Source organism: Pseudomonas juntendi (assembly GCF_009932375.1).
In the GTDB taxonomy this organism is placed as follows: Bacteria; Pseudomonadota; Gammaproteobacteria; order Pseudomonadales; family Pseudomonadaceae; genus Aquipseudomonas; species Aquipseudomonas juntendi.
Map to the genome: position 1 here is coordinate 20,752 of NZ_BLJG01000046.1, position 12,720 is coordinate 33,471.

Genomic DNA, 12,720 nt, shown 5'->3' on the forward strand with positions numbered 1-12,720 from the left:
GGGAGGCCTTGGGCCAATACCCGTCAGTTAAGTGATTTGGGGCCGCTTTGCGACCCTTCGCGGGCACGCCCGCTCCCACAGGGCATTGCGCATTTCTTGAGTTCAGCGCCAAACGTGTGGGAGCGGGCGTGCCCGCGAAGGGCTGCAAAGCAGCCCCAGTAACGCTTAACTGACTGGCATTAGCCCTCGGGCCTCCCTTTTTTGTCGGCTGCATCCTAGACTGTCGGCTTCTTCCATCAACAACTGGACACCATGGACCCCCGCACCAGTTGCCGCCCCAACTGGTTGGCTGCCTGTCGCATCGCCGATTTGATCGCCTGCCCCGCCGCACTCTGCAAGAACTCACCGGCCTTGTCGGCAAAGCTCTCTTCATCGGCCTTCGGTTGCGGCGCCGGCTCCACGGCCTCGCCTTTGCGCTGGGTCAGCATTTCATAGGCCGACTCACGGTCCACCGGCTTGTCATAGCGCCCGGCCAGCGGCGAAGCAGCAATCAGCGCACCGCGCTCAGCAGCACTCAACGGCCCGATCCGCGATTGCGGCGGTGCCACCAACACGCGCTGGACCATGGCCGGGGTGCCCTTCTCTTCAAGCGCCCCCAGTAGCGCTTCGCCGATGCCCAGTTCGGTGAGCACGCTCAAGGTGTCGAACGCCGGGTTGGGGCGGAAGCCATCGGCTACCGCCCGCAATGCCTTCTGCTCCTTCGCCGTGAATGCCCGCAAGCCATGCTGAATGCGCAAGCCCAACTGGGCCAGCACCGCATCCGGCAAGTCACCCGGCGACTGGGTGACGAAGAACACGCCCACACCTTTGGACCGGATCAGCCGTACCACCTGCTCCAGGCGCTCCTGCAGCGCCTTGGGCGTGCCGTTGAACAACAGGTGCGCCTCGTCGAAGAACAACGCCAGCAGCGGTTTTTCGGCATCGCCGCGCTCGGGCAACTGCTCGAACAATTCGGCCAGCAGCCACAACAGGAAGGTGGCGTAGACCTTGGGGGCTTCATGCACCAAGCGGCTGGCATCAAGCAGGTGGATCCGGCCGCGGCCATCGGGGTCCGGACGCAACAGGTCTTCCAGTTGCAACGCCGGCTCGCCGAACAGCGCCTCGGCCCCCTGTTGCTCGAGGGTTGCCAGCCGGCGCAACAAGGCCTGGGTCGAGGCGGTGGTCATCAGCGCGCTGTCTTCACCCAGCAATTGCGGGTTGTCTTTCAGGTGGGCAAGCAGCGCCTTGAGGTCTTTCAGGTCGAGCAGCAACAGGCCTTCACGGTCGGCCACCTTGAACGCTGCATACAACGCCGCCTGCTGGCTGTCGGTCAGTTCCAGCAAGTTGCCCAGCAGCAGCGGCCCCATTTCACTGAGGGTCGTGCGCAGCGGGTGGCCGGACTGCCCCGCGATGTCCCACAACGTCACCGGGTAGGCCCGTGGCGTATGCCCAAGCCAAGGCATGCCGGCGATGCGTTCGGCCACCTTGCCCTGCGGTGCACCGGCGGCGCCCAGGCCACACAAGTCACCTTTCACGTCGGCGGCAAACACCGCGACCCCGGCGTCACTGAACACTTCCGCCAGGCGTTGCAAGGTGACGGTCTTGCCAGTACCGGTGGCGCCTGCCACCAGGCCGTGGCGGTTGGCCAGGCGCATGGCTTGCCCGAGCGGCTGGCCATCCGGGCCCGATCCCACAACTATGGTCGAAGTTTCCGACATCTCTTTAATCCCCTGCTCAAGCTTTAACTGAAACCTGCCGATACCTTCGGGTGATATTCGCCTTAGAAGAGAGGAACAACCGAAAAGGGATTTTTCCGGATATTGCACAGCCTTGCGGCCTCACTCGTGCGAACGCCCTGATTAAAACCTTAGCGGAACCGATTACGCCATGAATAAAAGCCTGCGTTTCAGCCACAAGATACTGTTGGCCGCCTCACTGATCGTCATACTCGCCTTCAGCCTTTTCACCCTTTACAACGATTACCTGCAGCGTAATGCCATCCGCGAGGACCTGGAAAACTACCTGGCTGAAATGGGTACTTCCACGTCCACCAACATCCGCAACCTGTTCGACGGGCGTATCAAACTGGTGGAAAACCTGGCGCAGAACATTGCCCAGAACCCGGCCAACGCTGAAACATTCATGGGCCAGCGCGCACTGCTCTCCAGCTTCCTGACCGTTTACCTGGGCAAGATCGACGGCGGCTTCAGTGTTCGCCCGGACGCGAAGATGCCCGACGGCTACGACCCTCGCACCCGGCCCTGGTACAAAGATGGCATGAATGCCAGCGGGGCCATGTTGACCGAACCGTACATCGACATGACCACCAACAAGATGGTCATCGGCATCCTCAGCAAGGTCTCCAGCAGCGTGGGTGTGGTCGGTGGCGACCTGGCGCTGGACGGTCTGGTGCAAATCATCAACTCGCTGGACTTTGGTGGTATGGGCTATGCCTTCCTGGTCAATGACCAGGGCAAGATCCTGGTACACCCGGACCAGGCCCTGGTGATGAAGTCGCTGTCAGACCTGTTCCCGCAACACACACCAAAGCTGAGCAACGAACTGACCGAAGTGCAAAGCGACGGCCAGGCACGCTTGCTGACATTCACCCCGATCACCGGCCTGCCCTCGGCCAATTGGTACATTGGCCTGTCGGTGGACAAGGCCAAGGCCTTCTCGATGCTGAGCACCTTCCGCACCTCGGCGGTGGTTGCCACGGTCGTCGCCGTGGTCATCATCATCGCCTTGCTCGGCTTGCTGATTCGCGTACTGATGCAGCCGTTGCACACCATGACCCGCGCCATGGAAGACATCGCCGAAGGTGAGGGCGACCTGACCAAGCGCCTGCGCATCCATAACCACGATGAATTCGGCATTCTCGGCAACGCCTTCAATCGCTTCGTCGAGCGTATCCACAGCAGCATCCGCGAAGTGTCCTCGGCCACCGAGCAAGTCAACGAAGTGGCGCTGCGGGTGATCAGCGCCTCGAACTCATCAATGACCAACTCCGATGAGCAGGCCAACCGCACCAACAGCGTGGCCGCGGCCATCAACGAGCTGGGGGCCGCGGCCCAGGAAATCGCCGGCAACGCTGCCCAGGCCTCGCAGCACGCCAGCTCGGCAAGGCTGCTCGCCGAAGAAGGCCAACAGGTGGTCGAGCGCAACATTGCGGCGATGAACCGGCTCTCGGACCTGATCGTCACCTCCAGCGAGCACATCGAGACCCTCAACAGCAAAACCGTGAACATCGGCCAGATTCTGGAAGTGATTACCAGTATCTCCCAGCAGACCAACCTGCTGGCCTTGAACGCCGCCATCGAAGCGGCCCGCGCCGGTGAAGCCGGGCGTGGTTTCGCCGTGGTGGCCGATGAGGTACGCAACCTGGCCCACCGCACCCAGGAATCGGCGCAACAGGTGCAGGCCATGATCGAAGAACTGCAGGTGGGTGCCCGCGCATCGGTCGAAACCATGGATCAGAGCCAGCGCCACAGCAACGACAGCATGCAGATCGCCAACCAGGCCGGCGAACGGCTGGACAGCGTAACCGTGCGCATTGGCGAAATCGATGGCATGAACCAGTCGGTGGCCACCGCCACCGAGGAGCAGACTGCCGTGGTCGAAGCCATCAACATGGATATCAACGAGATCAACATGCTCAACCAGGAAGGTGTGGAGAACCTGCAGGCCACCCTGCGTGCGTGCTCCGACCTGGAGCAGCAGGCCGGGCGCCTGAAGCACCTGGTGGGCAGCTTCCGGATCTAGTCCCACGCGCCCCAGGGGAGCAGGTACACCCCCTCCCCTGGGGCAGCTTGCCGCGCAACCCCGATCGAACAAACTATCCTTCTGAAAGGTCAACCTTTAGGCGTGTCATCGCCGCCAACCAAGCGCCAGATGACAGACCCGAAAGACGATCCCGGAGGGATGCTGATCGTGCACATCGCCGACATCACCATGTTCTACGCCCCCGCCAGCGGTGGCGTACGAACTTATCTTGATGCCAAACATCACCGCCTCGACGCCATCCAGGGCGTACGCCATAGCCTGTTGATTCCTGGTGCCAGCGCCCACAATGCCGACGGCATCTACCAAGTACCGGCACTGCCGCTGCCTTTTGGCAAGGGCTACCGCTTCCCGGTACGCCTGGCCCCGTGGTGCAAGACCCTGCGCACGCTCAAGCCGGACCTGATCGAGGTCGGCGACCCGTACCTGACTGCCTGGGCGGCGCTGGAGGCCCGGCGCCAGCTGGACGTGCCGGTAATCGGCTTCTACCACTCCGACCTGCCGCTGCTGGTCAGCAACCGCATGGGCAACTGGTTCACGCCCAATGTCGAGGCCTATGTCAGCAAGCTATATGGGAATTTCGACCGGGTGCTGGCCCCCAGCCGGGTCATGGCCGACAAACTGCGCCGCCTGGGCGTGCGCGATGTACACGTACAACCGCTGGGCGTGGACCTGGCCACGTTCCACCCGTCCAAACGCGACGCCAATGTGCGTGCCGAACTGGGTATCGCCGATACCACCCGCCTGCTGATCTACGCCGGGCGTGGCTCCCGGGAAAAGAACCTGCCGGTGTTGCTGGCCTGCATGCAGCAGCTGGGCCACCCCTACCACCTGCTGTTGGTGGGCTCCGGCATGCCCGCCAATGTGCCGGACAACGTCAGTGTCATCGGCCAGTTCTGCCCGCCAGAGGAGGTCGCCCGGCTGATGGCCAGCGCCGACCTGCTGGTGCATGCCGGCGACCAGGAAACCTTCGGCCTGGTCATTCTCGAAGCCATGGCCAGTGCAACGCCGGTGGTCGCCGTGCGCGCGGGTGCCTTCGGCGAAATCGTCAATGACCAGTGCGGCCGCCTGTGTACAGCCAACGATGCCCAGGCCATGGCCACAGCCGTGCGCGAGGCATTCGAGGCAGGTGTGCGCAAGCTGGGCGCACAGGCGCGCCGCCACGTCGAGCAACACTACTCATGGGACAACGTGGTGGCGGGCCTGCTGCAGCACTACCAGGCCGTGCTCGGCCATCAGCCTCTGGTGCGCGCCCATGCTTGAGTCACGCCCCGCACCGCGTAGCCTGATGCTGGTACTGCATGATGTCGCGCCTGAAACATGGCCCGACTACCAACCTTTCGTGGAGGCTGTGGATGCTATCGGCGGTGTGCCAATGACTTGGCTGGTGGTTCCGGACTTTCACCAGCGCAACCCGCTGTTGCGCTCACCGGCGTTCTGCCGCCTGCTTGAACGGCGCCTGGCCGAGGGCGACGAACTGGCGCTGCATGGCTACTACCATGCCGACAACGGCCCGCCGCCGCGCACGCCAGGCGACTTCTTCATGCGCCGTATCTATACCCACGAAGGCGAGTTCTATGGCCTTGATCAACAGCAGGCCCTGCAGCGCCTGGAACAGGGCCTGGCCGTGTTCGCCCAACAGCAATGGCCAGTGGCAGGTTTCGTGGCGCCAGCCTGGTTGATGAGCGAAGGCACCCGCCAGGCGCTGCGCCAGCTGCCTTTGCGCTACACCAGCACACCGCAGCACCTGTACCGCTTGCCCGAGTTCACCCCGATCAAGGCGCCAGGGCTGGTGTGGAGCGCCCGCAGTGCTTGGCGCCGGGGGCTTTCGCGGGCCCTGTGCGACTGGCAGTGCAGACGGTGGCAGAACGCCGAAACCCTGCGCCTGGGCCTGCACCCGGTGGACATGCGCCACCGTAGCTCCCGCGAGTACTGGCTCAATACCCTGCGCACCCTGATGGCTCAAGGTCGCGAACCCCTCACCAAGTCCGCCTGGCTGGACCGCCAGGTCAGCGCATGAGCCGTCTGGCCTGGCTAGGCCTGGCACTTATCGCAGCAATGCTGGTGCCAGCCCTGCTTGGCGGCAGTGACCTGCTGCCCCGGTTGCAAGGGTTCGATCCTGGCCTGTTGCTGACCCTGCTGGGCATGATCCTGCTGTGCTGGGTGATCAACGCCATGCGCCTGCGCCTGTTGCTGGGCCAGCAAGGCGCAAGGCTTGGGCACCTGCGCAGCCTGGGCGTGGTGATGGCCACCGAGTTCGCCATCTGCACCACCCCCGGCGGCAGCGGTGGCCCGTTGACCCTGATGGCGCTGCTGGCACGCGAGCGCATCGGCCCGGCGCGCAGTGGGGCCGTGTTCGCCATGGACCAATTGAACGACCTGCTGTTCTTTTTCTGCGCGATGCTGGCGATTGCGGGCTACGCATTGTTTCACAGCCTGGGCCACAGCCAGCAGAGCATGTTGCTGGGCAGTGCGTTGCTGCTGTGCAGTGCGCTGGTCGGGGTGATCGGCTTGCTGCGCTACCGCCGCGCGCTCATGCGCCTCAACGGCAGGCTGCTGCAACGCCTGGGCGTGGCCGCACCGCGCAAGCGCCGCTGGGCCCGCAAACTGCTGCACTTCATCGCCGCACTGGCGCAGACCTGGCAGTTGCCCAAGCGCACGCTGGCGCTGGTGTTCACCCTCACCTGCATCCACTGGGGGCTGCGCTACAGCGTGTTGTACCTGGTATTGCGCGGGTTGGGCGGGGAGCTGGCATGGATCCCCAGCTTTCTGGTGCAGATGTTGTCGCTCAGTGCCGGGCAATTCAGCCTGCTACCGGGCGGGGCAGGTGCGGCCGAGCTGACGTCTGCAAGCCTGCTGACGCCGCTGGTGGGCAGCTCCACCGCCGCCGCGGCGATCCTCATCTGGCGGGCAGTCACTTATTACTTTTACCTGCTGGCAGGCGGGCCGGTGTTCGTGTGCCTGCTGGCGCGTCCGTTGCTGACGCGCTGGCGGCGCCAGGCGGGTTGAGCCGCTGCCACAGTTCGGCGGCGCCGGGGAAATCGGTGCCGTCGGTGTCGGCCAGCGCTTGCGGGTCATAGCGCGCCAGGCAGCCTTCACCTACGGTGGGCGGGGCCGTGGCGGTGGGTTGGTTGCGCCGTTTGGCCATCGGTATGTTCCTCAAGCGTAGCGATAGGGCTGCCGAGCAGCCCCAAAGGCTTGCAGGCAACCCAACGGTATCAGTCGAAGACCACCGTCTTGTTGCCATGCACAAGCACGCGGTCTTCGAGGTGATAACGCAGGCCACGTGCCAGCACCATCTTTTCCACATCACGGCCAAAGCGAACCATGTCTTCGATGCTGTCGGCGTGGCTGACGCGCACCACGTCCTGCTCGATGATCGGGCCGGCATCCAGTTCTTCGGTGACGTAGTGGCACGTTGCACCGATCAGTTTCACCCCACGCAGCGCGGCCTGGTGGTAAGGCTTGGCACCCACGAACGACGGCAGGAAACTGTGGTGAATGTTGATGACCTTCTCCGCGTAGTCCCGGCACAGTTGCGGCGGCAGGATTTGCATGTAGCGGGCCAGCACCACGACATCGGCCGCGTGTTCTTCGACCAGGCGCGACACTTCGGCAAAGGCCGGGGCCTTGTCCTTGGGGTCGACCGGTACATGGAAGAACGGTATGCCGTGCCACTCGACCATGCTGCGCAGGTCGTCGTGGTTGGAAATGACACACGGGATCTCGCAGTCCAGTTCATCGGTATGCCAGCGGTGCAACAGGTCAGCCAGGCAATGCGACTCGCGGCTGGCCATCAGCACCACGCGCTTTTTCTGCGCCGAGTCGGTTATCCGCCAGGTCATGGAGAACTCTTCGGCAATCGGCGCAAACGCCTCACGGAAGGCTTCGATACCGAAGGGCAATGATTCGGCGCGGATTTCATGACGCATGAAGAACCAGCCGCTCTGCTCATCGGAGTGATGGCTGGCTTCGTTGATCCAGCCATTGTACAAGGCCAGGAAATTACTGACTTTCGCCACGATCCCTACACGGTCGGGGCAGGCGATCACCAGACGATAGGTGCGCATGAATGAGACTCCAGAACTTCGCAAAGGCGCTTATTCTAGCGGCACGCAAGGAAAAGCGCAGTATTGATTGCAGCGGTCGCGGCCACTGTAGCAACCACGCTGGCAATGTGGACACTATCTGACACAGCCGGCGAAATGGCACACGCTAATGTAAATTTTTGTTCACCGGAGAAATATTGTCACAGCTTAATCAACAGTTAATTGCCCAACATTATGTTTACTTGCGAGTATCGGCTGTCTATTATTGCCCCACACATTTCCGAACACGCATTAAGGAACACTCCATGTCCCTGATCAACGAGTACCGCGCCACCGAAGAAGCCATCAAAGAACTTCAGGCTCGCCTGGCCAACCTGTCGCAGGACGACAAGCTGAAGAAAGAGCTGGAGTTCGAAGGCAAACTGCGCAACCTGATGGGCGAGTACTCCAAGTCCCTGCGCGACGTGATTGCCCTGCTCGACCCTGAGTCGAAACTGAGCAAAGCACCGCGTGGCACCGTCAAGGCTGTTGCTACCAAGCGTGCCCGCAAGGTCAAGCAATACAAGAACCCGCACAACGGTGAAGTGATCGAAACCAAAGGCGGCAACCACAAGACCCTGAAAGAGTGGAAAGCCAAGTGGGGCGGCGACGTGGTCGAGAGCTGGGCTACCCTGCTGGACTGATTGTTCAGCCCGGGCCTTTGCTTATCGCAATCAAAAACGCCGGCACATTGCCGGCGTTTTTGTTTGTCTGGCCTTCAGTCAATTGCAAACTGTTGTTGCAAGTTCCGGGCATGTACTTGCCATGCCTCCAGCACGCGCCGCCCGGCCTCGTCGGCGCGCTCCCAGGCTTGCAGGCGCGCCTGCTCGAAATCACCCAATGTGTTCGGCGCCCCCCACTGCGGCTGGCTAAGGCGCTGCTGGCAGAACGCATACCACCGCTGGCGCTCCTCGGGGGTCAAGGTGTCCGGAAAGTTGCGCGCCCGGTAACGGAACAACAGCTCAGGCAAGCGCGGGTCATCGAACAGCCACTGCCCCCGGCCCAATTGCGCCGGCTCCAGCGCACGAACTTGCTCGCATAGACGCCGGTCACGGTCACCAATAAAACCGTTATACAACTGCTGCTCTGGGTCCTCACTCGGCGCGAAATCGTCCTTGCCGTAAATGTGCTCCAGCTTGTCCTGCCATTGCGCCTGTTGATCGGCCAACTGTTCACCGCGCGATTGTAACAACGTCAAGTCGATGCCCAGCCGCTGTTGATCGGCAGGGCGTAATACCGACAGTGGCGCAAGTACCGGGCAGCGATTGATCTGTACCAGTTTAAGCGGCACCGGTAGTTCGCCCTCGGCCAAATCCTCGTGCCGGGTGTACAAGCGCTGACGTAATACTTCAGCACTTTCCCTGAGTAATGGCAGGGTTTCCTGATGCAGGTCGCAGACAATCAGTGCATTGCGATTGTGCGGGTGCCAGGCCAATGGCAAGACCACCCCCAGGTAATTACGCGCTGCTGAAAAACGCCCGGATACATGCACCAGCGGTTGTAGCAAGCGGATCTGTTCCATGACTTTATGCTTGCTGCGCAACTGGAACAGCCAGTCATACAACTTCGGCTGTTTTTGCCGGATCAGTCGCGCCAGGGCAATGGTTGCCCGCACGTCGGAAAGCGCTTCATGCGCATGCCCGTGATCAATGCCGTTGGCCTTGCTCAACAGCTCCAGACGCAGGCTGGTGCGCCCGTCCTGCTGCGGCCACTCGATGCCCTCCGGGCGCAGGGCGTAGGCCGTGCGCACGATGTCGATCAGGTCCCAGCGGCTGTTGCCGCCCTGCCATTCACGGGCATAGGGGTCGAAAAAATTCCGGTACAGGCTGTAGCGGGTCACTTCGTCATCGAAACGCAGGGTGTTGTAGCCCGCCCCACAGGTGCCTGGTTGGGCCAGCTGCGCATGCACGCGGGTCATGAATTCGGCTTCGCACAGGCCCTGCTCGGCCAGTAACTGCGGGGTGATGCCAGTCACCAGGCACGCGGCCGGGTGCGGCAGAATATCGTCGGCGGGGCGGCAGTAAAGGCTGATCGGCTCGTCGATCTCGTTGAGGTCGAAGTCGGTGCGCAGGCCGGCGACCTGCAGCGGCCGGTCACAGCGAGGGTTGATGCCGGTGGTTTCGTAGTCGTGCCAGAAAATGCTGGAGGTCACGGGGTCGTCCTGTCTTGCGAGGTCGACCCGATTCTAACGCGATTCCAGGGCGCCAAGGCTCAGGCAGAGGCGTTGGCCGGGCGGAAGCTGAAATAGTCGCGCAGCGAGCGCACGAAATCGTCGTACTCGCGCGGGGCCTGCAGCAGCATGAAGCCCGAATCGTAATGCCCAGGGGTCTGGTCCTCACTGCACCACAGGCAACTGGCGGTCAGGTTGACGAACTGGAACCCGCCGCCGGCCAGCGGCATGCGAAGTTGCAGTTCATAATCGGGCCCTACCAGCACGGGCAGTTGGCTGATGACCATCAGGCCGTCTTCCGAGGCGTTGCCGAGCAGGCCGATTTCCTGGTCGGTAAAGCGGTTGAACACCTTGAGGGCACAAGGGAGCTGATGGCGTTCGATGCGGCGTTTGTTGAACATGATGGCGAGTGTATTCCGTACCTGATGCCAGGAATACAAGGTACTGGCGGTTGTTGTAACAGCTGGGTTACAGATTAGCGCAGCACGCGCTGCGAATCCCGTGAAATAAACCACACCTTTGTATTAGCGCCAAGGTGCAGTAGTCGCCGGCCGGGCCACGGCCGCTTCGGTACCACGCAAATGGCCGAGCTTCTCCAGCGTCTGCAGGCGGGCCTGGGCGCGATAGGCGTACTCGTTGCGCGGGTATTGCTGGATCAGGTACTGGTAGGTCTGGGCGGCGTCCACGTACAACGCCTGGCGCTCCAGGCACTGGCCGCGCAGCAGCGACACTTCGGGGTGGATGAACGGGCGCGCGCGGCTGGTACGGTCTACTTGTGACAGCTCCAGCATCACCCGCGCGCAATCACCCCGGTCATAGGCGCGATAGGCATTGTTCAGGTGGTGGTCCATGGACCAGCGGGTACAGCCGACAGCACTGGCGGCGAGGGCAAAAACGATCAGGGCTCGCATGGCAATCTCCTTTGATAGCAAACCTATCGGCCGCTGTCGGGTTTTCTTCAGCGGCGAGCGACAAGTGCCAGGCCGCCACGAGCGGCATGAATGCCGCGCGCGCTTTTCCTTGTAGCTTACTGCTTGTAGCTTGCAGCTGCCCTACCCCGGAAGTCACAGGTAGTGCAACGGAACAATGACTACAGCGAGATTCAGGAGTAGCCTTTCGCTGCGCTTCACTATAGGAGTCTGTGCATGAGCATCCGCCGTACCAAAATCGTCGCCACCCTTGGCCCCGCCAGCAACTCGCCGGAAGTGATCGAACAGCTGATCCTCGCCGGTCTCGACGTGGCACGCCTGAACTTCTCCCACGGCACGCCGGACGAGCACAAGGCCCGCGCGCGCCTGATCCGCGACATCGCTGCCAAGAACGGCCGCCATGTTGCACTGCTGGGCGACCTGCAGGGTCCGAAGATCCGCATCGCGAAGTTCGCCAACAAGCGCATCGAACTGAAGATCGGTGACAAGTTCACCTTCTCCACCGCCCACCCGCTGACCGAAGGCAACCAGGATATCGTCGGCATCGACTACCCGGACCTGGTCAAGGACTGTGGTGTCGGTGACGAACTGCTGCTCGACGATGGCCGCGTGGTCATGCGCGTCGAAACCGCCACCGCCGATGCCCTGCACTGCGTGGTGATCATCGGTGGCCCGCTGTCGGACCACAAGGGCATCAACCGTAAAGGTGGCGGCCTGACCGCACCGGCCCTGACCGAAAAAGACAAGGCCGACATCAAGCTGGCTGCGGAAATGGACCTGGACTACCTGGCCGTGTCGTTCCCGCGGGACGCCAGCGACATGGAATACGCACGCAAGCTGCGTGACGAGTCCGGTGGCAGCGCCTGGCTGGTGGCCAAGATCGAGCGCGCCGAAGCCGTTGCCGACGACGAGACCCTGGACAAGCTGATCCTCGCTTCCGATGCCGTCATGGTCGCCCGCGGTGACTTGGGCGTGGAAATCGGCGACGCCGAGCTGATCGCCATTCAGAAGAAGATCATCCAGCACGCTCGCCGCAACAACAAGGCAGTGATCGTGGCGACCCAGATGATGGAGTCGATGATCCAGAACCCGATGCCGACCCGTGCCGAAGTGTCCGACGTGGCCAACGCCGTGCTCGACAACACCGACGCGGTCATGCTGTCGGCGGAAAGTGCTGCCGGTTCGTACCCGATCGAAGCCGTACAGGCCATGGCCCGCATCTGCTCCGGTGCCGAGAAGCACCCGACCAGCCAGCGCTCCAGCCACCGCCTGCACACCACCTTCGAGCGCTGCGACGAAAGCATCGCCCTGGCGGCGATGTACACGGCCAACCACTTCCCGGGCGTAAAGGCGATCATCGCCTTGACTGAAAGCGGCTACACCCCGCTGATCATGTCGCGCCTGCGCTCGCACGTGCCGATCTTCGCGCTCTCGCCGCACCGCGCGACGCAGGCACGGGCCAATATGTTCCGTGGCGTCTACCCGATTGCCTTCGACCCCGCTTCGCTGCCCGCCGACAAAGTCAGCCAGGCAGCTGTCGACGAACTGCTCAAGCGTGGCTTGGTAGAACAAGGCGACTGGGTGATCCTGACCAAAGGGGACAGCTACCACACCATCGGTGGCACCAATGGCATGAAGATCCTGCATGTGGGTGATCCGCTGGTCGGCTGAGCCTGCCTCAGAGGGGGGCCGCTCTGCGGCCCTTCGCGGGCATGCCCGCTCCTACAGGTACAGCGCTAGCTTCAGGCCTGTCGTTACCCCTGTGGGAGCGGGC

11 protein-coding genes and 1 pseudogene are annotated in these 12,720 nt (G+C 62.6%); 7 read left to right on the plus strand and 5 right to left on the minus strand.

The window, feature by feature from the left end; genetic code table 11:
* Positions 1-236 precede the first annotated feature (236 nt).
* Positions 237-1,697 carry a helicase HerA-like domain-containing protein gene (locus GYA94_RS07020; protein WP_161892012.1) on the minus strand — a complete coding sequence of 487 codons (1,461 nt, stop codon included), beginning with the start codon at positions 1,695-1,697 and terminating at the stop codon, positions 237-239.
* Positions 1,698-1,866: 169 nt separating this feature from the next.
* Between GYA94_RS07020 and GYA94_RS28630 the strand changes: the two are divergent.
* The 5 genes and pseudogenes from GYA94_RS28630 to gpgF all read left to right on the plus strand — a co-directional run.
* Positions 1,867-2,883: pseudogene (locus tag GYA94_RS28630) on the plus strand (cache domain-containing protein); the annotation flags it as partial.
* 93 nt (positions 2,884-2,976) lie between these two features.
* Entirely contained in the window at positions 2,977-3,741 is a 765-nt protein-coding gene (locus GYA94_RS28635; RefSeq protein WP_371262796.1) for a methyl-accepting chemotaxis protein, read from the plus strand.
* A gap of 159 nt (positions 3,742-3,900) precedes the next feature.
* Entirely contained in the window at positions 3,901-5,022 is a 1,122-nt protein-coding gene (gpgS, locus tag GYA94_RS07030; protein ID WP_161892014.1) for an N-acetylglucosaminyl phosphatidylglycerol synthase, read from the plus strand.
* A complete protein-coding gene (gene gpgD / locus GYA94_RS07035; protein ID WP_054905769.1) occupies positions 5,015-5,779 on the plus strand; it encodes an N-acetylglucosaminyl phosphatidylglycerol deacetylase in 765 nt (254 codons plus the stop codon). Before gpgS ends, gpgD begins: the two co-directional genes overlap by 8 nt.
* Entirely contained in the window at positions 5,776-6,768 is a 993-nt protein-coding gene (gene gpgF, locus GYA94_RS07040) for a glucosaminyl phosphatidylglycerol flippase (protein WP_110675676.1), read from the plus strand. Before gpgD ends, gpgF begins: the two co-directional genes overlap by 4 nt.
* A 209-nt stretch (positions 6,769-6,977) precedes the next feature.
* On the opposite strand, the gene purU is transcribed toward gpgF, so the two are convergent.
* The gene (gene purU, locus GYA94_RS07045) at positions 6,978-7,829 is read right to left on the minus strand and encodes a formyltetrahydrofolate deformylase (protein WP_047149623.1); all 852 of its coding nucleotides are present in this window, start codon (positions 7,827-7,829) and stop codon (positions 6,978-6,980) included.
* Between the two features lie 284 nt (positions 7,830-8,113).
* Here purU and mvaT point away from each other — a divergent pair, with 284 nt between their 5' ends.
* Entirely contained in the window at positions 8,114-8,491 is a 378-nt protein-coding gene (mvaT, locus tag GYA94_RS07050; protein ID WP_009685634.1) for a histone-like nucleoid-structuring protein MvaT, read from the plus strand.
* Positions 8,492-8,565: 74 nt separating this feature from the next.
* On the opposite strand, the gene sbcB is transcribed toward mvaT, so the two are convergent.
* From sbcB to GYA94_RS07065, 3 genes are all read right to left on the minus strand, one after another.
* Positions 8,566-9,999 (minus strand): exodeoxyribonuclease I, encoded by a 1,434-nt coding sequence (sbcB, locus tag GYA94_RS07055; protein ID WP_054912075.1) that lies wholly within the window; start codon positions 9,997-9,999, stop codon positions 8,566-8,568.
* A 59-nt stretch (positions 10,000-10,058) separates the two neighbouring features.
* On the minus strand, positions 10,059-10,418 hold the full coding sequence (locus tag GYA94_RS07060) for a PilZ domain-containing protein (protein ID WP_009685637.1): 360 nt from the start codon (positions 10,416-10,418) through the stop codon (positions 10,059-10,061).
* A 123-nt stretch (positions 10,419-10,541) separates the two neighbouring features.
* Positions 10,542-10,928 carry a tetratricopeptide repeat protein gene (locus tag GYA94_RS07065; protein WP_009685638.1) on the minus strand — a complete coding sequence of 129 codons (387 nt, stop codon included), beginning with the start codon at positions 10,926-10,928 and terminating at the stop codon, positions 10,542-10,544.
* 234 nt (positions 10,929-11,162) lie between these two features.
* Here GYA94_RS07065 and pyk point away from each other — a divergent pair, with 234 nt between their 5' ends.
* Positions 11,163-12,617: a pyruvate kinase gene (pyk, locus tag GYA94_RS07070; RefSeq protein WP_009685639.1), complete on the plus strand. Its 1,455-nt coding sequence runs from the start codon at positions 11,163-11,165 to the stop codon at positions 12,615-12,617.
* Positions 12,618-12,720: the final 103 nt, after the last annotated feature.

What these genes read in the sequence shown, in the direction of transcription:
- GYA94_RS07065 (WP_009685638.1), bottom strand. Translation starts at nt 10,928, where the DNA reads ATGCGAGCCCTGATCGTTTTTGCCCTCGCCGCCAGTGCTGTCGGCTGT.
- gpgF (WP_110675676.1), top strand. Translation starts at nt 5,776, where the DNA reads ATGAGCCGTCTGGCCTGGCTAGGCCTGGCACTTATCGCAGCAATGCTG.
- GYA94_RS28635 (WP_371262796.1), top strand. Translation starts at nt 2,977, where the DNA reads ATGACCAACTCCGATGAGCAGGCCAACCGCACCAACAGCGTGGCCGCG.
- GYA94_RS07020 (WP_161892012.1), bottom strand. Translation starts at nt 1,697, where the DNA reads ATGTCGGAAACTTCGACCATAGTTGTGGGATCGGGCCCGGATGGCCAG.
- purU (WP_047149623.1), bottom strand. Translation starts at nt 7,829, where the DNA reads ATGCGCACCTATCGTCTGGTGATCGCCTGCCCCGACCGTGTAGGGATC.
- gpgS (WP_161892014.1), top strand. Translation starts at nt 3,901, where the DNA reads ATGCTGATCGTGCACATCGCCGACATCACCATGTTCTACGCCCCCGCC.
- gpgD (WP_054905769.1), top strand. Translation starts at nt 5,015, where the DNA reads ATGCTTGAGTCACGCCCCGCACCGCGTAGCCTGATGCTGGTACTGCAT.
- mvaT (WP_009685634.1), top strand. Translation starts at nt 8,114, where the DNA reads ATGTCCCTGATCAACGAGTACCGCGCCACCGAAGAAGCCATCAAAGAA.
- pyk (WP_009685639.1), top strand. Translation starts at nt 11,163, where the DNA reads ATGAGCATCCGCCGTACCAAAATCGTCGCCACCCTTGGCCCCGCCAGC.
- GYA94_RS07060 (WP_009685637.1), bottom strand. Translation starts at nt 10,418, where the DNA reads ATGTTCAACAAACGCCGCATCGAACGCCATCAGCTCCCTTGTGCCCTC.